The organism is Sinorhizobium sp. NG07B (assembly GCF_002532005.1).
GTDB lineage: Bacteria > Pseudomonadota > Alphaproteobacteria > Rhizobiales > Rhizobiaceae > Sinorhizobium > Sinorhizobium fredii_C.
This window is the reverse complement of the sequence record NZ_NWTD01000001.1, coordinates 599,858-619,237: the sequence shown is the minus strand read 5'-3', so window position 1 is coordinate 619,237 and position 19,380 is coordinate 599,858. Positions and strand designations below refer to the sequence as shown.

General features: G+C 64.1%; 17 protein-coding genes. 2 read left to right on the top strand and 15 right to left on the bottom strand.

Features of this window, described 5'->3' with window-relative positions:
* Positions 1-102: 102 nt before the first annotated feature.
* Together CO664_RS02970 and CO664_RS02965 are read left to right on the top strand one after the other, a co-directional pair.
* Entirely contained in the window at positions 103-576 is a 474-nt protein-coding gene (locus CO664_RS02970) for a CYTH domain-containing protein (RefSeq protein ID WP_037414361.1), read from the top strand.
* Positions 577-764: 188 nt separating this feature from the next.
* Positions 765-1,709: a rhodanese-related sulfurtransferase gene (locus tag CO664_RS02965; protein ID WP_097537896.1), complete on the top strand. Its 945-nt coding sequence runs from the start codon at positions 765-767 to the stop codon at positions 1,707-1,709.
* Between the two features lie 65 nt (positions 1,710-1,774).
* Here CO664_RS02965 and CO664_RS02960 read toward each other — a convergent pair whose 3' ends face one another.
* From CO664_RS02960 to CO664_RS02890, 15 genes are all read right to left on the bottom strand, one after another.
* Complete coding sequence (locus tag CO664_RS02960) at positions 1,775-2,194, bottom strand: DUF126 domain-containing protein (protein ID WP_037414357.1); 420 nt, start codon at positions 2,192-2,194, stop codon at positions 1,775-1,777.
* The gene (locus CO664_RS02955; protein WP_097527603.1) at positions 2,191-3,435 is read right to left on the bottom strand and encodes an aconitase X catalytic domain-containing protein; all 1,245 of its coding nucleotides are present in this window, start codon (positions 3,433-3,435) and stop codon (positions 2,191-2,193) included. The genes CO664_RS02960 and CO664_RS02955 overlap by 4 nt, the downstream gene beginning before the upstream one ends.
* A gap of 54 nt (positions 3,436-3,489) precedes the next feature.
* Positions 3,490-3,888, bottom strand: a complete 399-nt coding sequence (locus CO664_RS02950; RefSeq protein ID WP_037414352.1) for a GFA family protein — start codon at positions 3,886-3,888, stop codon at positions 3,490-3,492.
* A gap of 145 nt (positions 3,889-4,033) precedes the next feature.
* Positions 4,034-4,813 carry a MetQ/NlpA family ABC transporter substrate-binding protein gene (locus CO664_RS02945; RefSeq protein ID WP_037414351.1) on the bottom strand — a complete coding sequence of 260 codons (780 nt, stop codon included), beginning with the start codon at positions 4,811-4,813 and terminating at the stop codon, positions 4,034-4,036.
* Between the two features lie 46 nt (positions 4,814-4,859).
* Positions 4,860-5,525: a methionine ABC transporter permease gene (locus CO664_RS02940; protein ID WP_037414349.1), complete on the bottom strand. Its 666-nt coding sequence runs from the start codon at positions 5,523-5,525 to the stop codon at positions 4,860-4,862.
* The gene (locus CO664_RS02935) at positions 5,515-6,594 is read right to left on the bottom strand and encodes a methionine ABC transporter ATP-binding protein (protein WP_097537895.1); all 1,080 of its coding nucleotides are present in this window, start codon (positions 6,592-6,594) and stop codon (positions 5,515-5,517) included. Before CO664_RS02935 ends, CO664_RS02940 begins: the two co-directional genes overlap by 11 nt.
* Positions 6,595-6,931: 337 nt before the next feature.
* Positions 6,932-8,305, bottom strand: coding sequence for a GH1 family beta-glucosidase (locus CO664_RS02930; RefSeq protein ID WP_097527605.1), 1,374 nt, complete (start codon positions 8,303-8,305; stop codon positions 6,932-6,934).
* A 206-nt stretch (positions 8,306-8,511) separates the two neighbouring features.
* A complete protein-coding gene (locus tag CO664_RS02925) occupies positions 8,512-9,696 on the bottom strand; it encodes a Gfo/Idh/MocA family oxidoreductase (protein WP_097537894.1) in 1,185 nt (394 codons plus the stop codon).
* A 194-nt stretch (positions 9,697-9,890) separates the two neighbouring features.
* The gene (locus tag CO664_RS02920; protein WP_097537893.1) at positions 9,891-10,943 is read right to left on the bottom strand and encodes a sugar phosphate isomerase/epimerase; all 1,053 of its coding nucleotides are present in this window, start codon (positions 10,941-10,943) and stop codon (positions 9,891-9,893) included.
* A gap of 242 nt (positions 10,944-11,185) precedes the next feature.
* Positions 11,186-12,493 carry a xylose isomerase gene (xylA, locus tag CO664_RS02915; RefSeq protein ID WP_097537892.1) on the bottom strand — a complete coding sequence of 436 codons (1,308 nt, stop codon included), beginning with the start codon at positions 12,491-12,493 and terminating at the stop codon, positions 11,186-11,188.
* Positions 12,494-12,615: 122 nt separating this feature from the next.
* The gene (gene xylB, locus CO664_RS02910) at positions 12,616-14,070 is read right to left on the bottom strand and encodes a xylulokinase (protein ID WP_097537891.1); all 1,455 of its coding nucleotides are present in this window, start codon (positions 14,068-14,070) and stop codon (positions 12,616-12,618) included.
* Between the two features lie 9 nt (positions 14,071-14,079).
* A complete protein-coding gene (locus tag CO664_RS02905) occupies positions 14,080-15,117 on the bottom strand; it encodes a LacI family DNA-binding transcriptional regulator (RefSeq protein WP_097537890.1) in 1,038 nt (345 codons plus the stop codon).
* A 98-nt stretch (positions 15,118-15,215) separates the two neighbouring features.
* On the bottom strand, positions 15,216-16,334 hold the full coding sequence (locus CO664_RS02900; RefSeq protein WP_097537889.1) for a metallophosphoesterase: 1,119 nt from the start codon (positions 16,332-16,334) through the stop codon (positions 15,216-15,218).
* Positions 16,335-16,526: 192 nt separating this feature from the next.
* Positions 16,527-18,116 carry a DHA2 family efflux MFS transporter permease subunit gene (locus tag CO664_RS02895; RefSeq protein WP_097537888.1) on the bottom strand — a complete coding sequence of 530 codons (1,590 nt, stop codon included), beginning with the start codon at positions 18,114-18,116 and terminating at the stop codon, positions 16,527-16,529.
* Positions 18,117-18,137: 21 nt separating this feature from the next.
* On the bottom strand, positions 18,138-19,346 hold the full coding sequence (locus tag CO664_RS02890; protein ID WP_037414330.1) for an HlyD family secretion protein: 1,209 nt from the start codon (positions 19,344-19,346) through the stop codon (positions 18,138-18,140).
* Between the last annotated feature and the right edge of the window lie 34 nt (positions 19,347-19,380).

Below are 19,380 nucleotides of genomic sequence, written 5' to 3'. Positions count from 1 at the left end.
AGCAAATGACAAAATATGATTTGGCGCAAAGACATGGCTTGAGCCTCTGCTACAATCCGATAGTTTCATGACATTCCACTTCTCGAAGTGACGGGACATTTCATGGCGAAGGAGATAGAGCGCAAGTTTCTGGTCGCTTCCGACGGCTGGAAGGAGCGCGCCGACGGAGGGATCAGGCTGCGCCAGGCCTATATCGTCACCATGGAGGATCGTTCGGTGCGCGTGCGGATCCACGGCAACAAATGGGCACGCCTCACCGTCAAGATCGGCAAATCGGCCCTTGTCCGCAACGAATACGAATACGACCTGCCGATGGACGACGCCCGCGAGCTGCTGGCCCAGGGCGTTGGCATCGTCATCGAGAAGCGCCGCTACCGCGTGCCGCACAAGGGCTTTACCTGGGAGGTCGACGTTTACGAAGGGGCACTCGAAGGGCTCGTCGTCGCCGAAGTCGAAATGAAGCGCGAAACGGATTTGCCCGCCCTGCCCTCCTGGGTCGGACGAGAGATTACCGGCGACCGCCGCTATTCCAACCAGGCGCTTGCCACCGAGGGACTCTTGGTCGCGCAACGATGACCTGCGCCTTCGGTCCGGGTCGTCGTCTTACCGGGGACTTTCGCGAGATTCGAGCATGCGGTGGCAGTCCTGAACGAGCAGCCGGCCGGAGTGCACCGGGCATCCACCAGGGAGATAGCCGGTAAGGGCTTTCGGTTGCCGCCCGCCGCGATTGCGCTTGGCCGATGAAAGCTGTATTTGCGTCCCGCATGACCGACATGTTCACGACACCGCACCCGGCGGCGCAGGGCCAGTTTCTCGTGGCCGCGCTATACCATTTCGTTTCCTTCGCGCGTTTCGCCGAATTCCGCGAACCGCTGCAGGCGGTCTGCGACGCCAGCGGCGTGAAGGGCACGCTGCTCCTCGCCCACGAAGGCATCAACGGCACGATCGCCGGCAGTGACGAAGGGATTGCGTCGGTGCTCGCCTTTCTGCGCGCGCAACCGGAATTCGCGCGTCTCGAGCACAAGGAAAGCCGGGCCTCGGCCATGCCCTTCCTGCGCATGAAGGTGCGGCTGAAGAAGGAGATCGTCACCATGGGCGTCGACACCATCGACCCCAACAAGGTGGTCGGCACCTATGTGGAGCCGAAGGACTGGAACGCGCTGATCTCCGATCCGGACACGCTGGTCATCGACACGCGCAACGACTACGAGACGGCGATCGGCCTCTTCCGCGGTGCCGTCGATCCGAAGACCAAGACCTTCCGCGAATTTCCCGACTGGGTGCGCAACAACACCGGTCTGCACAACAAGCCGAAGATCGCCATGTACTGCACAGGCGGCATCCGCTGCGAGAAGGCGACCGCCTTCATGAAGGAAGAGGGCTTCGAAGAGGTCTATCACCTCAAAGGCGGCATCCTGAAATATCTCGAGGAAGTCCCGGCGGAGGAAAGCCTCTGGGACGGCGCCTGCTTCGTCTTCGACGAGCGCGTCTCCGTAACCCATGGCCTCGCCGAGGGCGAGCATACGCTCTGCCACGCCTGCCGCCAGCCTCTGGCTCTGGCGGACCTGCAGTCGACGCTTCACGAAGAGGGCGTCTCCTGCGTCCATTGCCACGAGATCCGCACCGACGAGGACCGCGAGCGCTACCGGGAGCGGCAGCGGCAGATCGCCCTGGCGAAGAAACGCGGCGAGCGGCATTTGGGAAGCTGAATTGGTTGCCGTCCGGTCCGCCACTCATCCGCCTGCCGGCACCTTCTTCCTGCCAGCGGGGCGCATCAAATCTCGATCGCCGCTTCGTCCTGCGTATCGATCGCCAATGAGCCGGCTCCGGTGATCGCCATCCAGTCGGCCTCGCTGGCGAGGACCACCGGACAGGACTTTCCATAGAGCTCGGCCGCCACCATCGCCCCGACCGTGACGATCGCGTCGCGCGCCAAGAGCACGATGCCGGCCGGACCGGTTCCACGGCGAAGCGCTTCGGCCAGGACCGAACTGCCGGAGCTCGAGCCGCGCCCTGCCCGCATCACCAGGATGCGGCCGCTCATCACCGCGTTCTTCTGCGGATGCCACTGGTCGATGATCCGGCCGGACGCCGAGTCGAGGCCGCCCCAGAAGCTTAAAGGTTCCGACAGCACCAGGGTTTCCGCCGCCGCCGATCCGGCGACCAGCGTTGTTGCCCGGAGCCGCACCGTCACAGCCGCACCACCTTTCCGGCCCGGGCCGATGCGACGCAGTCCGCAAGCGAGCCGAAGGCGACGTCGACGCCGATATTGCCCGGCGCGTAATAGGCCCATTTGCCGGAATTGGTCATGACGGCGCCGGACAGGTCGCGCATCACCGCCGTCACATAGGTGCAGGTATCGATGACCAGCGTCACGCCGGCCTCCCTCAGGCGCTCCTCCCAGCCGCGTCTTTGCAGTTCATCGAGCACCGCCCGATGGGTGTTGACATAGACATCGATCACCGGCCGCGAACCGTCGATCAGCGGCATCAGCCGCCCGAACTCCGAGAGCGAGAAGTGCGGCGTGCCCAAGCTGACGGCAGTCAATGGGGTTCCGTCCGGGACGGTCGAAAGCTTGTGCACGGTTTCCCGGAGGTCCGCCGCCCTCAGCCGGATCACCTCTTCCGGCGCCCTGCCCTGGAGGGCCGCCTCGATCGTCGGCGCCTCCGGCGTCAGCCCGACCGCATGAAAGAGCGCAACGGCGCCAGCGGAAGCCGCGACCGCACCGAGCGCCTTCAGATCGTCCTCGTTCGTCGAGACCGGCAGGCCGGTGATCGCCGGCACCCGGTCGCCGCAGCGCCTGCCGATAGCATGTCCGACGGCGACGCAGGCGAGCCCCGCTTCCGCCCATTCTTCGGGCAGGCTCTCGACCTCCACAAGGATGCGCGCGCGGCGGTTCTCGCCGATATGCAGGCCATAATAGGGCGCACGACCGGTCAAGGCGCAACAGAGATCGATGAAATCGCCATAGCGATTGGTACGGGCGCCGAGCACCGAATTTGCAAAGACGATGGCGTTCGATTCGGCCCAGGCGATCTGGGCGCCGAAGCGCGGCCGGAAGATCGTTTGATAGGGCGCGCAGGTGAAGGTCGGCACGCAGCCGAGCTCCTCATGCGCCCTCATCAGCCGCGCCCCGCCATGGCTGACCTCGTCGCTCCCATGAAAAAGCTCCGGGTGGATAAGGTCGACGGAGCCGACATTGAGCGTCGTCGGCACGCGAACGCGGCCCCCGAGGCTTACCAGATGCTCGACGAAGTCGAGGCTCACCTGGCCGAGATAGAGACAGCCGTCGATATGCGCCGCCTCGATGTCGACGAAACGCTCCGCGCCGACCGCCTCGGCGAAGCGGACGAGCAGCCGCATGGCGAAGGCGGCCGCTCCGCCTTGCTCGCCGGACAGCAGCGATTCATCGACAGATGAAAGCGCTATGGACATACAGCGGATTAAAGTCTTCCCGTGGCGCAAGTCAATTCGACCACTTGCCGGCATTCAGCCCGGAAGGGTCTCACACTCGTCAAGCACAATGGCAAGCCTGTCCCAAGCTTGGCGGCTACGGGTGAAGACCGCATCTGTCGGCGTGAACAGCGAAGGATCGTCGAGCGTCCCGGCATAGACCGTCCATCGATCATCCTCGAGCGGGCCGGAGCCGAATATCTGGCTGCCGCATGTGACGCAGAAATGCCTGAGCGTGACATTGCCGTTCTCGGCAAATTTCGAATAGGGCTTGAGCTCGCCGGTGAACTCCACATCGGCGCGCGAAAAAATCATGTAGCAGCAATGGCCGGTGCCGGTTGCCCGCTGGCAATCGCGACAATGGCAAAACCCGGAATAGATCGGTGGCCCCTTCGCCTCGTAACGCACGGCACCGCACAGACATCCACCCTTCATGTGCTTTCCTCCTCGAAAGCGGGAAGAATAGCGCTGCGCCTGCGTCAATCAATGGAAGCCGCGCGTCAGGACGCGCGGCTTTGCATGGACACTTCCTGAACCCCCTCGCCCCGGGGAGAGGGCCAGCCCTCGGGATATTCCGCGGTCACCAGCCGGCGATGACCGAGCCCTTGAAGGTCTCGTTGACGAACGCCTTCACCGTGTCGTTGTGGTAGGCGTCGATCAGCGTCTTGACCCAGGGCGCGTCCTTGTCCTTGCCGTTGACGGCGATGATATTGACATAGGGCGCCTTCTCGCCTTCGCGGGCGATCGGGTCCTTGGACGGGTCGAGTCCGGCTTCGAGCGCATAGTTGGTGTTGATGACGGCAGCGTCGACATCATCGAGCGAGCGCGGAAGCTGGGCCGCATCGAGTTCGGCGAAGGTGAAGTTCTTCGGGTTTTCGGCCACATCGGCGGGGCCGACCTTGAGACCGGCGCCTTCCTTAAGCTTGATCAGCCCCTTGTCGGCGAGGATCAGCAGCGCCCGGCCGCCATTGGTCGGGTCGTTCGGGATCGCGACCGTCGCACCCTCGGCAAGCTCTTCGAGGCTGTTCACCTTCTTCGAATAGACCCCCATCGGGAAGTTGACGGTATAGGCGACGCTGACGATGTCGTAGCCGCGGTCGGCGACCTGATTGTCGAGATAGGGCTTGTGCTGGAAGGAGTTGGCGTTGAGCTCGCCATCGGCGAGCGCCTGGTTCGGCACGACGTAATCGGAGAATTCGAGGATCTCGATGTCGAGGCCCTTGCCGGCCGCCACTTCCTTGACCTTTTCCATGATCTGGGCGTGTGGGCCGGGTGTCACGCCGACCTTGATGGTTTCGGCGTTGGCCGCCCCGGCCGCAAAGGCAAGGGCGAGCGATGCTGCGAGGAGGATTTTCTTCATGGGAGGCTCCTTGTTATCTGAAGGAAGTCGCGTGTGGGAGGAAGGGTCAGGTCTTGCGGCTGCGCTTGTCGAAGCGGCGCGCCAGGCGGTCGCCGGCGCTCTGCACGAGCTGCACCAAGACGATCAGCACGATGACGACGATCAGCATCACGTCGGGCATGAAGCGTTGGTAGCCGTAGCGAATGCCGAGATCGCCGAGGCCGCCGCCGCCGACGGCGCCGACCATTGCCGAATAGCCGATGAGGCTCACGATGGTCATGGTGAGCGCCAGCGTCAGCGCCGGCCGGGCCTCGGCGAGCAGCACCTTGAAGACGATCTGCATCGGCGTGGCGCCCATGGCGCGGGCCGCCTCGATCAGCCCCCTGTCGACGTCACGGATCGCCGCCTCGACGAGGCGGGCGAAGAACGGGATGGTCGCGATGGTCAGCGGCACGATCGCCGCCTTGGTGCCGATCGAGGTGCCGGTGACGAGCCGCGTGAACGGGATGATCGCCACGACGAGAATGATGAAGGGCGTCGAACGCGTGGCGTTGACGATAAGACCGACGGCGCGGTTGACATTGGGTGCCGGAAAGAGTTCCCCCTTGCCGCTGGTGGCGAGGAAGATGCCGATCGGCAGGCCGATCAGCGCGCCGACGAAACCGGCGATCGCCACCATGCGAAGCGTGTCGAGCGTGGCCTTGCCGATGAGCATGAGAAGATCAGGCGACATAGCCAAGCACCTCCGTCACCAGGCCGTTCTCGGCGAAGAACCGATCCGCCCTCCCCGCGGTTTCCGGATCCGCGCCATAGGCGACGACCAGCGAGCCATAGGGCTTGCCGCCGATCTCATCGATCGTGCCGGCGATGATATTGACCTCTGCGCCGATCGACTGGATGAGCCGGGAGATCAGCGGCCGCTCGGCCGCCGCGCCGAAGAAAGTCAGCCGCACGACGACCCGGTCGCCAGCCGCTGCAGCGGGCCTGATGTCCCTTGCAACGGCTTCCGGCAGCTTCGAGCCCGGCAGTCCGGATAGAAGGGCCCGCGTCGTTTCGTGCTTCGGATGGGTGAAGACGTCGAAGGTGTGGCCGCGCTCGACGATCTCGCCCTTGTCGATCACCGCCAAGTCCGAGGTGACCGCCTTCACCACCTCCATTTCGTGGGTAATCAGCAGCACCGTCAGACCCAGTTCGGCATTGATGCGCTTCAGCAGTTCGAGGATCGATTGCGTCGTTTCCGGATCAAGCGCCGAGGTCGCCTCGTCCGAAAGCAGCAGCTTCGGCTCGGTCGCCAGCGCCCGGGCGATGCCGATGCGCTGCTTCTGGCCGCCGGAAAGCTCGGCCGGGTAGCGGCCGTGCTTGTCGGCGAGACCGACGAGGTCGAGGAGCGGTCGCACGCGCTCATCGATCGCCCGCCTATCCGTGCCGGCGATCTCCAGCGGCAGCGCCACATTGCCGAAAACGGTCCGCGACGAAAGCAGGTTGAAGTGCTGGAAGATCATCCCGACCGAGCGTCGAAGGTCGCGCAATGACGCCTCGTCGAGTGCGCCGACATCGACGCCGTCGACGAGCACCTTGCCGGTTGTCGGCTTCTCGAGGCCGTTGACCAGCCGGATCAGCGTCGACTTGCCGGCGCCGGAGCGGCCGATGATACCGGTGATCGAGCCGCGACCAACCGTCAGGCTGACGTCGTTCAGCGCCGTGAAGGCAGCGCTTTGGCCGGAGGCCGCGAAGCGCTTGGAAACGCCGTCGAAGACGACGGCGGCATCCCCGGTCTCAATAGGGGAAGTTGAAACAGTCATTGTCCGGTCGCCTCCGCAGGAGGGATCACAGGGATGTCAGGATACATGATGCTCTCGGATGTTCGAAACTCTCGTCCCTGTCACGTTGCTGGACGGGAGGCGTGTCGGGTCACTCGGACCTGCGACAACGCATTCGGAACGGGGAGCAATTCTCTATCATCGGGCAACCGGTCGGTTCAAGGTCGCGTGCGGCATGGCTGCCATGCCGCCTCGTCTAGGTTGTTATGCCCTTCGCCCCTCCCGTTTCACAGGCACGATTTTTCCTAACGCGGGAGCCCGGCGCAAAAGTCTACTCTTTTTATGTAGAACGATTGCGCCCGCAGTGCGGCGCTGGGAGTCAGGCCGGCTTATGGTTGCCCTTCGGAAACTGCTCCGCGAGCGCCTTGTACCAGTGGCCGCTCTTCTTGATCGTGCGGGCCTGAGTCTCGTAGTCCACGTGGACGATGCCGAAGCGCATGCGATAGCCTTCCGCCCATTCGAAATTGTCCATGAGGCTCCAGGCGAAATAGCCGCGCATCGGATAGCCCTTGGCAATCAGGTCGGCGGTGACCGACAGGTGGTCGGCGATGTAGTCGAGCCGCGGCTGGTCGTCGACGACGCCGTTCTCGACGCCCATATTGTAGCAGGCGCCATTCTCGGTGATGTAGCAATCCGGAAGCGTATAGCGGGCGTTGAGGGTTTCCACCAGCGCCCCGAGCGCCGGCGCATAGACCTCCCAACCGATATCGGTCTTCACCTCGCTCACCGGCTTCGCATTGACCGTTGCCGGATATTCGGCACCGGCGGCCGGATCATGCGAAACGCGCATCGGCGTGTAGTAGTTGAGGCCCCACCAGTCGAGCGGCTGGGCGATCGTCGTCATGTCGCCGTCCTCGATCAGCGGCATGCGGGACCCGAGCGCCGAGAGGAAGCCCTCCGGGTACTCGCCCTTGAAGATCGGCCCGAAGAAGACGCCGTTGTGGAAATCGAAGGCGCGCTCGGCCGCGGCCTTGTCCTCGGCGCTGTCGCTGCCGGGATAGACCGGGTGAGCGTTGATGACGATGCCGACCGGCAGGTCCGGCTTTTCGGAGCGGATCACAGCGACGCCAAGGCCGTGGGCGAGATTGGTGAAATGCAGTGCGGCGAGCGCCGCATCCATATTGCGCTCGCCCGGCGCATGAATGCCGTAGAGATGGCTGAGCCACACCGAGCACCACGGCTCGTTGAAAGTCGCCACCGCATCGAGCCGGTCACCGAGCCGGGCGATCACCGTCTTCGCATAGCGCTGGTAGGCATAGGCGGTCGTCCGCGCCGTCCAGCCGCCGTCGCCCATCAGCGCCAGCGGCAGGTCCCAATGGTAGAGCGTCGCAAAGGCCTTGATGCCGCGGGCCTTCAGGCCATCGACTAGGCGGTCATAGAAGTCGAGCCCCTTTTCGTTGATCGGCCCGGTGCCCTCCGGAATGATGCGCGGCCAGGCGATCGAGAAGCGGTAGGCCTCGACGCTGAGGCTCTTGATGAGATCGAGATCCTGTTCCAGGCGATTGTAATGGTCGCAAGCGACGTCGCCATTGTGGCGCTCGAAGACGCGGCCCGGCATGCTGGAGAAGGCGTCCCAGATGGACGGCTTGCGCCCGTCGGCCTTGCTGGCGCCCTCGATCTGGAAGGAGGCGGTGGCCACGCCGAAGACGAAGTCGCCCGGAAATCGTTCTGCGAGTTTCTTGGCTTCGATCATCGTTGTTGTCCCGTCGTCTGCACAGCGCGTCGGAAGGGGCGCGGCTGCATTCGTTTCCAATGGGAGAGCGGGGCGCGCGAAAAGACAGGCGTCTTCCATGCCGCTCTCGTTCGTGAGCGTGGCCTAAAGCTGCCGCAGCAAATGTCAACCCCGACAAAAAAGGGCGAGGTGCACCCCCGCCCTTTCCTGAACTTGCCGGATGCGGCTCAGACCTTGATCCAGGCGCCGTTGCGCTGCGACGAGCGTACGCAGGCATCGACGAAGACCATGCCCTTCATGCCATCGTCTATCGTCGGATATGTGACAGCCGGATCCACGGTCTCGCCGTTTCGCCTGGCGTAAATGGCGCGGGCGGCCTCCGTGTAGATATTGGCGAAGCCTTCGAGATAGCCTTCCGGGTGGCCCGACGGAATGCGCGAAACCCGAGCCCCTGCCGCCGAGGCGCCGGCTCCGGCGCGCGTCAGCAGCCGCTTCGGCTCGCCGAACGGCGTATGCCAGAGATAGTTCGGGTCCTTCTGCGTCCATTCGAGACCACCCTTGGTGCCGTAGACGCGCACCATCAGGCCGTTCTCGTGGCCGGGCGCCACCTGGCTGCACCACAGCATGCCCTTCGCCCGCGCACCGTCCTTCTCCTTGAAGCGCAGCATCACATGGGCGTTGTCGTCGAGCTGGCGACCGCCGACGAAACTGTCGAGATCGGCCGACAGTTCGTCGAGTTCGAGACCGGAGACGAAGCAGCCGAGATTATAGGCATGGGTGCCGATATCGCCGGTCGAGCCGCCGGCTCCGGAGCGTGCCGGGTCGGTCCGCCACGCCGCCTGCTTCTGGCCGGACTGCTCGATATTTTCCGTCAGCCAGTCCTGTGGATATTCCATCTGCACCAGCCGGACGGCGCCGATCTCGCCGTTGGCGATCATTTCGCGCGCCTGCCGCACCATCGGGTAACCGGTGTAGTTATGCGTCAGCACGAAGAGCGCGTCGCTGTCCTCCGCCGCCTTCTTCAGCTTCTTCGCGTCGGCAAACGTCGAGGTTAGCGGCTTGTCGCAGATGACGTGGATGCCGCGCTTCAGGAACTCCTTGGCGGCAGCATAGTGCACATGGTTCGGCGTGACGATCGCCACCGCTTCGATGCCGTTCTTGAGCTTCGCCTCTCGGATCGCCATTTCCTTGAAATCCGAGTAGACGCGCGCCGAGTCTAGCCCGAGCTCGTGGCCTGAGGCCTGCGCCTTCTCGGGCGTCGACGACAGAGCGCCGGCCACCAGTTCATAGTGGTCGTCGAGCCGCGCCGCGATCCGGTGCACCGCGCCGATGAAGGCGCCCGAGCCGCCGCCGACCATGCCGAGCCGTATCCGCTTCTGACGAGATTCCGAACTGCTTCCCTCGATTGCCATCGTGCTTTCTCTCCTGAAACTAGCTGTTTGGCGAAATATCCGCCTGTGCCCCTCCCCACAAGGGCTTGAACTGCCGCCTCCGTTCCATTCCCAACGCGACAGATTCGCAAGCGGAGATGTCGCAGGTGGAGACGGAGGGAGCAGCCCGAAAGCCCTCCCCCTTGTGGGGAGGGGGTGGGGCGGGGTCTTGTTCCTTAAATACCCAACATCCGCCGGTTCGCCGCCTCGTCCGTGCCGCTATCGGCAAAATCGTCGAAGGCCTTTTCGGTGACGCGGATGATATGCGCCTTGACGAAGTCCGCGCCCTCGCGCGCGCCGTCTTCCGGATGCTTCAGCGCGCATTCCCACTCGACCACCGCCCAGCCGGCGAAATCATTCGCGGCCATTTTCGAGAAGACTGCGCCGAAATCGACCTGGCCGTCGCCGAGCGAGCGGAAGCGGCCGGCGCGGTTCACCCAGCCCTGATAGCCGCCATAGACGCCCTGCCGGCCGGTCGGGTTGAACTCCGCATCCTTGACGTGGAACATCCGGATGCGGTCCTTGTAGATGTCGATATTGTCGAGATAGTCGAGGCACTGCAGGACGTAGTGCGACGGATCGTAGAGCATGCAGGCTCGGGCATGGTTGCCGGTTCGCTCCAGGAACATCTCGTAGGTGATGCCGTCGTGCAAATCCTCGCCCGGATGGATCTCGTAGCAGACATCGACGCCGCACTCCTCCGCATGGTCGAGGATCGGCTTCCAGCGACGGGCAAGCTCGTCGAAGGCAGTCTCGACCAGCCCTGCCGGTCGCTGCGGCCAGGGGTAGACGAAGGGCCAGGCGAGGGCGCCGGAGAAGCTCGCCATCGCGTCCAGGCCGAGATTCCTGGAAGCGGTCAGCGCCAGCTTCACCTGTTCGACCGCCCATTGCTGGCGCGCTTTCGGATTGCCGCGCACTTCCGGCACGGCGAAGCCGTCGAAGGCCTCGTCATAGGCAGGATGCACGGCCACCAGCTGGCCCTGCAGATGGGTTGAGAGCTCGGTGATCTCGATGCCGTTGTCGCGCGCCTTGCCGGCGATCTCGTCGCAATAGGCCTTCGATTCAGCCGCCCTCTTCAGGTCGAAGAGCCGACCGTCCCAGCTCGGGACCTGTACGCCCTTGTAGCCGCAATCGGCCGCCCATTTCGTAATTGAATCCCAGGAATTGAAGGGCGCCGCGTCACCGGCGAATTGCGCAAGAAAAAGCCCCGGTCCCTTGATGGTCTTCATGCAAAATTCCTCCCTAGTGGATCGGTTTTCTGAAACACCGGCCTGCCGGTTGAGTGGTATTCAAGCGCTTCGCCCCGCAATTTTCGGGATATCTTATAATACCTGCAACGTTGCAGGAGCGAGAAACTAGCAGATTCTTCGCGAGGGGCAATGGGCTTCTGCCCTGTCGCGAAGAGCTTTTGAATGGCACTCGCGGGCGCCAAAATTCATCCGCGAGTGCAGCGGGTAATCCAATCGCCAGGTCAGACGTAGCGATTGACGACGTTTTCCAGGTACTCCTGCTTGCCGGACTTCGGTTGCGGGTTGAGATCGGCCTTGCGCACCCAGCCCTCGATTTCCTCGAGCGAGAAGCCGCCTTCGAGCATCTTGTTCGCCTCCGGTACCTTCCAGCCGGCATAGCGCTTTTCGAGCGGTGCGGAGAGCACCTTGTCCTCGATCATCTTCGCCGCCGCCTTGAGACCGCGGGCGCAGCAGTCCATGCCGCCGATATGACCGATCAAGAGGTCTTCCGGATCGATCGACTGGCGGCGCAGCTTCGCGTCGAAATTGGTGCCGCCGGTCTTGAAGCCACCGCCTGCGAGCACATGATAATAGGCGAGCGTCATTTCCGGCACATTGTTGGGGAACTGGTCGGTGTCCCAGCCGGACTGGTAGTCGTTGCGGTTCATGTCGATCGAGCCGAAGATGCCGAGCGCGTTGGCGAGCGCCAGCTCGTGCTCGAAAGAATGGCCGGCCAGGATCGCGTGGCCCTGCTCGATATTGACCTTCACCTCGTTCTCGAGGCCGTACTTTTTCAGGAAGCCGTAAACGGTCGCGACGTCGAAATCGTACTGATGCTTGGTCGGCTCCTGCGGCTTCGGCTCGATCAGGATCGTGCCCTTGAAGCCGATCTTGTGCTTGTATTCGACGACGAGGTTGACGAAGCGGCCGAGCTGGTCGAGCTCGCGCTTCAGGTCGGTGTTGAGCAGCGTTTCATAGCCCTCGCGCCCGCCCCAGAGCACGTAGTTCTCGCCACCGAGCTTCTGCGTCGCGTCGATGCAGGTCTTCACGGTTGCCGCGGCGAAGGCGAAGACGTCCGGATCCGGGTTGGTCGCGGCACCGCCCATATAGCGGCGGTTCGAGAATAGATTCGCCGTCCCCCAGAGCAGCTTGACGCCGGTCTCGGCCTGCTTCCTGGCGAAATGATCGACGATCTCTTCGAGATTGCTGGTGTTTTCAGCGAAGTTCTTGCCCTCCGGGCGCACGTCGGCGTCATGGAAGCAATAGAAGGGCACGCCGAGAAGCTGGAAGAACTCGAAGGCGTCGGCCTTCAGCTTCGCCGCCTCCATCGAGTCCTTGAACCAGGGACGTTCGAAGGTCTGCCCGCCGAACGGGTCGCCACCCGGCCAGACGAAGCTGTGCCAATAGGCGACGGCGAAGCGCAGATGGTCTTCCATCCGCTTGCCGAGGACGACCTCGTCGGCATTGTAGTGACGGAAGGCGAGCGGGTTCGTGCTCTCCGGTCCCTCATATTTGATCTTGGCGATATCGCCGAAAAACCCGGTGCTCACGGCTGTCTCCTATCCTGGGCTGTTGCCGGCCCGCTTGTGCGGAACGCGGCGATTTCGTGGAAAGTAATCGTTTTCATATCAGGTTCCGATGCGGCCGGCGGTGCCGGCCCGACTGGGCTTGGCTAAATCGTCGCTCCCTTGATGGCGGGGTAAAGCCGGCGGTAGCGCTGGTAGGCGTCCTCATAGGCCGCCACCAGCGAAGCGTCCGGCGCAATGGTCTCCGCCGTCGCCGGCGCAGAGCAGGTCGTTACCGGGTCGGCGACGGTGGCGGCGATCAGCCCGAGCCGGGCCGCCCCGAAGGCGGCACCGAAATCACCATCTGCGGGCAGGTCGACCGGCAGGGCGAGCGCGGTTGCGATCGACCTCAGCCAGTAGCGCGACCGCGAGCCGCCGCCGATCGCCGTGACGCGATCAAGCGTCGTACCGGCGGCGCGCAATGCTTCCAGGCTGTCGCGGATCGCGAAGGACACGCCTTCGAGCACCGCCTGGGTCAGCGCGGCGCGGGAGCTCTCGTGGCCAAGGCCGGTAAAGACGCCGCGGATCGCCGCATCATTGTGTGGCGTGCGTTCGCCGGAGAGATAGGGAAGGAACGAAACGGAACCTGGCGCCTTTAGCGTGTCGCCGAGCTCGCCCGTCAGGTCGGCGGCACTTCTTCCTGTAATGCCCGAATGCCAATTCAGCGCATCGGTCGCCGAGAGGATCACGCCCATCTGGTGCCAGGTATTCGGGAGCGCGTGGCAGAAGGCATGAACTGCGCTTTCCGGATTGGGAAGATAGCTGGCATTGGCGGCGAACAGCACGCCGGAGGTGCCGAGCGAGACAAAGGCCTGCCCCTCGCCGACCGCGCCCATGCCGCAGGCGGACGCCGCATTGTCGCCGGCGCCGCCGGCAATGACGATCCCCGGCCCCATGCCCCAGCGAGCGGCAAGTTCCGGCCTGAGCGTGCCCGCGCTGTCCGTGCCCTCGACCAGATCCGGCATCTGCCGTTCCTCGAGATGCGTTGCGGCAAGCAGTCTTTCAGACCACCGGCGCTTGCCCGTGTCGAGCCAGGCGGTGCCAGCGGAATCGGACATTTCCGACATGTGCTCGCCGGTCAGCCACAGGCGGAGATAGTCCTTGGGCAGGAGCACCCAGCGCAGCTTGGCAAAAGTCTCGGGCTCGTTCTCGCGCACCCAGGCGAGCTTCGGCGCGGTAAAGCCCGGAAAGACGATATTGCCGGTCAGCGTCCGGAATTGTGGATCGCCATCGAGCGCGGCTGCCTGGCGGAAGCTGCGCGTATCGTTCCAGAGGATGCAGGGGCGAAGCACCGCATCGTCCTCGCCCAGCAGCGTCGCGCCGTGCATCTGCCCCGAAAGGCCGATGCCGCGGACCGCCGCAAGGGCATGCGGATGCGCCGCCTTCAGCCCGGCGATCGCCTCTTCCGTCGCACGCAGCCAGGCGGCCGGGTCCTGCTCGGACCAGCCGGGATGCGGCCGCGACACCTCGAGCGCAGCCGAGGCGGAGCCGATGATCTGCTGCTCGCCGTCGATCAGCATGGCCTTGACGCCGGACGTGCCGAGATCCAGTCCGAGATACATTCGTGCCTCCTATGCCTGCTCGATCGGCAGGTTGTCCTTCAGGAAAATGTCGATGCGAATGCGTTCCTGGGCCTCGAACACCGGCAGCCCGTCGGCCTTCGCCTTCAGCACCCGGATCGCACTCCTGACCTCGTGGCCCGCATCCTGGTTGAGCAGGACATCGATGGTTCCGGAAAGGAGAGCCGCGCGGCTGTGGGGCGTCAGTTCGTGGGCGATTGCACAGACCGCCTTGGCCCTGCCCGCCTTCTCCAGTGCGGCGACGAGACCGCGATTGCCGGCGCCGAGACTGTAGACTCCGACCAGATCCGGATGGCACCCGATGAGATCGCCGACGAGTTTCTCGACGAGGGCCGCATCGTCCTGCCCCTCGACGACAGGCAATAGCAAACGGGTTTGGAAGCATTGGCGCATCACCGCCTGAAAGCCTTCCAGCCGCTCCCGATGGTCGCGCACGAGCATCGAGCCCGCTACCACCGCAACCGGCCCGGTCCGATCACCCAGGAAGCGGCCCATCAGGTTTCCGGCGGTGCGCCCGGCAGCGATATTGTCGACGCCGGCAAAGTGATCCCGTGTCGATCCCGGCAGGTCCGAGACGAGCGTGACCACGGCAATCCCGTCCTCGCGCAGTTCTCTTACGGACTGCACCACCTCCGGGGCATCGACGGCAACGACGGCGACGCCGGCGGGCCGCTGCCGGCGCGCCTCGGAAAGGGCATCCGCCAGAGCACACGGGTCGAAAGCGGGAACACACAGGATCGCGATTTCCGTCCGCTCCGCTGCCAGATGCGCCTTGGCGGCCCTCACCTCGGCCTCGAGCCCGCGCATGAAGGAATTTTCGCCGGCCGGCAGGATGAAAATCAGCGAATAGCTGCGGCCCTTGGCGAGATTGGCCGCGGCAACGTCGCGCACATAACCGAGCGTCGCGATCGCCTGCTCGACCTTGTCGCGCGTGACCGACCGAACGCCCGGGCGGTTGTTCAGAACGCGGTCGACGGTCGCCAGGCTGACGCCGGCTTCAGCGGCGATATCGTGAACGGTCGGTCGCATGCGTTCCTCCTCGCGAAAGCCCTTAGAGGAAGTTTTGATGTACGTAAATCAAAAATTTCGAAGGCGCGACAAAGCCTCTGAAAAATGGGCGTTAAGCCTCAGTCGAAACGCCTGCTGAACGCATGCGTGAAAGCGGCGTGACCCGCCTCGCCACTCGCCTCTCCGAACACGACGTCCAGGAACTTGTCGGTAACCCGGACCAGCGCGAAGCCGCGGAGATAGGCCGCCTTTGGCTTGAAGATGTCGATGTCGCCGGCGCTGTAGGCCATCACCCGGTCATGTTCGTGGCCATGGAAGAGTCCGACGACGTTGTAGCCCTTGAGCGCCGCGAGCAGCGCATCGCGCTCGCCGGGGCTCCACCAATGCGGCTCGCCGTCGCCCTGAGCGTCGAACGTCTTTGCCGCAGCGTCCCACACCTCGGTCGAAAACGCGTCCCAACCGTAATGCTGGAACAAGACGACCGGGCGCCCATCGGCGGCATAGGTCGCGAGATCGCGCTTCAGCCACGGCAGGCCGCTCACCGCACCCTTGTTCTCGTCGCCGCCGAAGCGCTGCAATTGCACGAGATGGAGACCGCCCCAGTCCCAGGAGTAATTGTCCGAGAGCGGATCGTAATTGGTCACCGGCACCGGGGGTCTGTAGAAAACCGACCGGCGATGGGTGAGTTCCACATAATCGCGCAGCTCGCGACGGTACCAGTCGACGTTCGGCGGCGCGCCGTCCTGATCGAGATCATGATTTCCAAGCCCGACATAGACGGGATAGTGGATGTGATGCGGCCCGACGCCATGCTCGTAGCGGCTCTGAAACTGTTGCAGCTGCCGCCCTTCTCTCGGCTCGCGGACCTGGCCGCCGCCGTCGTCGGTAATATCGCCGCCGATCACCAAGCCGAACGGCCGGGCAATCTTCGCGCCGGCGCTGGCAAGACCGCTCGGCCTGCCGTCGATTGCTTGCGGCCAGTGCTGTCCCGGAAGTCCGTTGAGCGCCGCAATGTGGCGCAGCAGATTGGCATCGGTCTTGCCCTCCTGCTCGCAATTCGGCGCGAGACCTTCCGTCGAGACGAGGCAGGCATGGATGTCATTGGAAAAGACGAATGTGGCATCGACCGGTGGCCGTGCTGCGGCACGCCCGCCGCCTGCGATCAGCGAAAGGCCGAGACCAGCCGTACCGGCAAGAAATCTCCGCCTGGAGGGGTTAAGGAATGGATTGTCGATCATCGCCTGCCCAGCACCTTGGTCGATGCGACGACTCAAGGACGGCCGGAATAGTGCCGCAAGGTTTTAAGAGCGTAAAGCATGCATTCGCGCTGAAGGCGCTCGCCACGAGCCCCTTCTCACTGCGCGGTGAGAAGGTCGCGGCATCAGGATGAGGGCAGTCTGGAGCAGAAAACCGGCTCTCGTTCTCCCGCCTCAGTGCCCGCCGCCTCCCGAGCCGGCGCCCTCCGGCTTCTTGATCATCAGCACGCCGAGCACCATCCCCAGGAACAGGACGGTCAAGATCAGGAACACGTCGATGAAGGACAGGATCACCGCCTGCTGCTGAACCATCTGGGCCAGTTGCTTGACGGCAGCGGTCGCGCCGTCGAGGCCGTAAGCGTCGAAGTTCGATGCTATGTTGTTCAACCGATCGACCGCCTCCGGACTGCCCCACTGGATATGCTCCGCCAGACGGGCATAGTGGAGATCCTGGCGCTGCGTCAGGATCGTGTTGATGATCGCCAGGCCTACGGCGCCGCCGAGGTTGCGCGTCAGGTTGAAGAGACCGGACGCGTTGCGGATGCGTGCCGGCGGCAGCGTGCCGAGCGCGATGTTGTTGATCGGCACCATGCAGAGCATCAGCGAGCAGCCGCGTAGGATCTGCGGGACGAGCAGTTCCCAGAAATCCCAATCCGCCGTCAGCTGGCTCATCGCCCACGTGCCTGCCGCAAAGCCCGTGAACCCGATCGTCATCATCACCCGCGGGTCGAGCCTGCCGGCGAGGAAGCCCGCGACCGGCGCCGTCAGAAACATGGCGAGGCCGGAGACGAACATGGTCTCGCCGATCATCAGCGAATCATAGCCGCGGATGCGCCCGAGATAGAGCGGATAGAGATAGGTGAGGCCATAGAGGCCGATGCCCATCACGAAGGAGAACAGCGAGCCGAAGGTGAAATTTCGATTGGCGAAGGCGCGGAGATCGACCACCGGAAACTCGACTTTGAACGCCCGGTAGAAGAATATCGCGGCGGCGACAGCCGTGGCGACCGCCCCCATGACGATATGGTCGTCGTTGAACCAATCGTTGGCATTGCCTTCCTCGAGCACATATTCGAGCGAACCGAGGAAGACCGCCATCGAGAACAGCCCCCACCAGTCGAACTTCTTGATGAGGCCGAGTTCCGGTTCGTCGAAGTCGATGAAAATCCAGGTAAGCGTCGCGACGACGATGCCGGGAATGACGTTGACGAGGAACAGCCAGTGCCAGGAGAAGGCGTGGCTCAGATAGCCGCCGACAGTCGGGCCGATGGTCGGCGCGAGCGTGGCAATGAGGCCGATGATCGGCGACACGATGTTGCGCTTCGACGGCGGGAAGATCGTGAAGGCGGCCGCGAAGACCGACGGGATCATGCCGCCGCCGATGAAGCCCTGGATCGCCCGATAGACAATCATCTGGTCGATATTGGTGGCGGTTGCCGCTAACGCACTCGAGGCGGTGAAGCCGGCGGCGGCGACGGAGAAGAGCACGCGCGTCGAAACGATCCGCGCGAGCGTTCCCGACAGCGGGATCATAATGACTTCGGCAATCAGATAGGAGGTCTGCACCCAGCCGATCTCGTCCGATCCGGCGGAAAGTCCCGCCTGGATTTCGGCAAGCGAGGCCGAGACGATCTGGATGTCGAGGATCGCCATGAACATGCCGACGACCATCGCGAGAAACGCGATGAGCCGCCGCGGATCCATGCGCTCCTCTGCCCCGGCGCCGCCTATCGCCGCCGGGCTCGCTGTTGCCGTCGAAGCCATGTCCGCTACTCCTTCGCGCGCTTACTTCGCCTCGGCGACCTTCGTGGCGTCCGGCGCCGTGCGGGTATCGACGTCGACGACGACGCTCAGCCCCGCCCTGAGGTTGCCTTTGGCGAGCGCATCGGCCGGGAGCGTGATCCGAACCGGCACGCGCTGGATGATCTTGGTAAAGTTGCCGGTGGCGTTTTCCGCCGGCAGCAGCGAGAAGACCGAGCCGGAGGCCGGCGAGATCGATGCGACGGTGCCTTCGATCGTGTGCTCGTCATAGGCATCCACATGGACCTTAACCTTGGAGCCGGGGACCAGATGGGAGATCTGCGTTTCCTTGAAGTTGGCGTCGATATAGAGCTGGTCCACCGGCACGAGGGCCGCAAGCCGCTGCCCGGCCGAGACGAGGTCGCCGACTTGGACGGCGACATTGCCGATGACGCCGTCATAGGGCGCCTTGAGCACGGTGAAGCCGAGGTCGCGATTCGCCTTGTCGCGCGCCAGTTCCAGCGAACGGATCGTGCTTTCCGATTCCGCGCGCTGCGCTTGGAGCACGGTGATATTGGCCTTGGCGGCGGCGATATTTGCCTCCGCGCCGACGAGATTCGCATTCGCCTGGTCGAGCGCGACTTGGGCGCTGTCGCGCGAAGCGTCCGTTCCGAAGGCTTGCAGGTCGCTGGCGCGCTTCTGGGTCAGCTCGGCGCCGCGGACGGTCGCCTCGAAGGCCCTTTTCTGCGCCTCGGCCTGATTCAGGCTCGCCTCCGCACCGGCGATCTGCGCGTCGAAACGGCTGAGCGCCAGCTTCTGCGTGGCGATCTGCGCCTCGGCCTGTTCCGCCGCGATCCGGTAATCGCCGTCCTCGAGCGTGACGAGCGGGTCGCCGGCCTTCACGTGCTGGTTGGCGACGACGTCCACCTTGGCAACATAGCCGGAGACCTTCGGAGAGATCGTCGCGATGTCGCCCTCGATATAGGCATCGTCGGTCGAAACCATGAAGCGGCCATTGGTCCACCAGTCGTAGCCGTACCAGGCGCCGGCGGCGAGCAGCGCCAGCCCGATTGCCGGAAGGATCGGCTTGCGGCGTTTCTTGGCGGGAGCGGCAGCCTCAGCGGCCGAAGGCTCCGTCACCGCCGGCGCCTCTGCTGCGGGTGCCTTGGCCTCGGTGGTGGGAACTTCGACGGCCTCGAAATCGTCACCGACAGGACGGACGCGCGCGGCACTGGAGGTGCTGGAAGGGGACATGAGACACCTGTTTCGGCTAAATTAGCTAAATTGA

What these genes read in the sequence shown, in the direction of transcription:
- CO664_RS02970 (WP_037414361.1), top strand. Translation starts at nt 103, where the DNA reads ATGGCGAAGGAGATAGAGCGCAAGTTTCTGGTCGCTTCCGACGGCTGG.
- CO664_RS02965 (WP_097537896.1), top strand. Translation starts at nt 765, where the DNA reads ATGACCGACATGTTCACGACACCGCACCCGGCGGCGCAGGGCCAGTTT.
- CO664_RS02955 (WP_097527603.1), bottom strand. Translation starts at nt 3,435, where the DNA reads ATGTCCATAGCGCTTTCATCTGTCGATGAATCGCTGCTGTCCGGCGAG.
- CO664_RS02950 (WP_037414352.1), bottom strand. Translation starts at nt 3,888, where the DNA reads ATGAAGGGTGGATGTCTGTGCGGTGCCGTGCGTTACGAGGCGAAGGGG.
- CO664_RS02945 (WP_037414351.1), bottom strand. Translation starts at nt 4,813, where the DNA reads ATGAAGAAAATCCTCCTCGCAGCATCGCTCGCCCTTGCCTTTGCGGCC.
- CO664_RS02940 (WP_037414349.1), bottom strand. Translation starts at nt 5,525, where the DNA reads ATGTCGCCTGATCTTCTCATGCTCATCGGCAAGGCCACGCTCGACACG.
- CO664_RS02935 (WP_097537895.1), bottom strand. Translation starts at nt 6,594, where the DNA reads ATGACTGTTTCAACTTCCCCTATTGAGACCGGGGATGCCGCCGTCGTC.
- CO664_RS02930 (WP_097527605.1), bottom strand. Translation starts at nt 8,305, where the DNA reads ATGATCGAAGCCAAGAAACTCGCAGAACGATTTCCGGGCGACTTCGTC.
- CO664_RS02925 (WP_097537894.1), bottom strand. Translation starts at nt 9,696, where the DNA reads ATGGCAATCGAGGGAAGCAGTTCGGAATCTCGTCAGAAGCGGATACGG.
- CO664_RS02920 (WP_097537893.1), bottom strand. Translation starts at nt 10,943, where the DNA reads ATGAAGACCATCAAGGGACCGGGGCTTTTTCTTGCGCAATTCGCCGGT.
- xylB (WP_097537891.1), bottom strand. Translation starts at nt 14,070, where the DNA reads ATGTATCTCGGACTGGATCTCGGCACGTCCGGCGTCAAGGCCATGCTG.
- CO664_RS02905 (WP_097537890.1), bottom strand. Translation starts at nt 15,117, where the DNA reads ATGCGACCGACCGTTCACGATATCGCCGCTGAAGCCGGCGTCAGCCTG.
- CO664_RS02900 (WP_097537889.1), bottom strand. Translation starts at nt 16,334, where the DNA reads ATGATCGACAATCCATTCCTTAACCCCTCCAGGCGGAGATTTCTTGCC.
- CO664_RS02895 (WP_097537888.1), bottom strand. Translation starts at nt 18,116, where the DNA reads ATGGCTTCGACGGCAACAGCGAGCCCGGCGGCGATAGGCGGCGCCGGG.
- CO664_RS02890 (WP_037414330.1), bottom strand. Translation starts at nt 19,346, where the DNA reads ATGTCCCCTTCCAGCACCTCCAGTGCCGCGCGCGTCCGTCCTGTCGGT.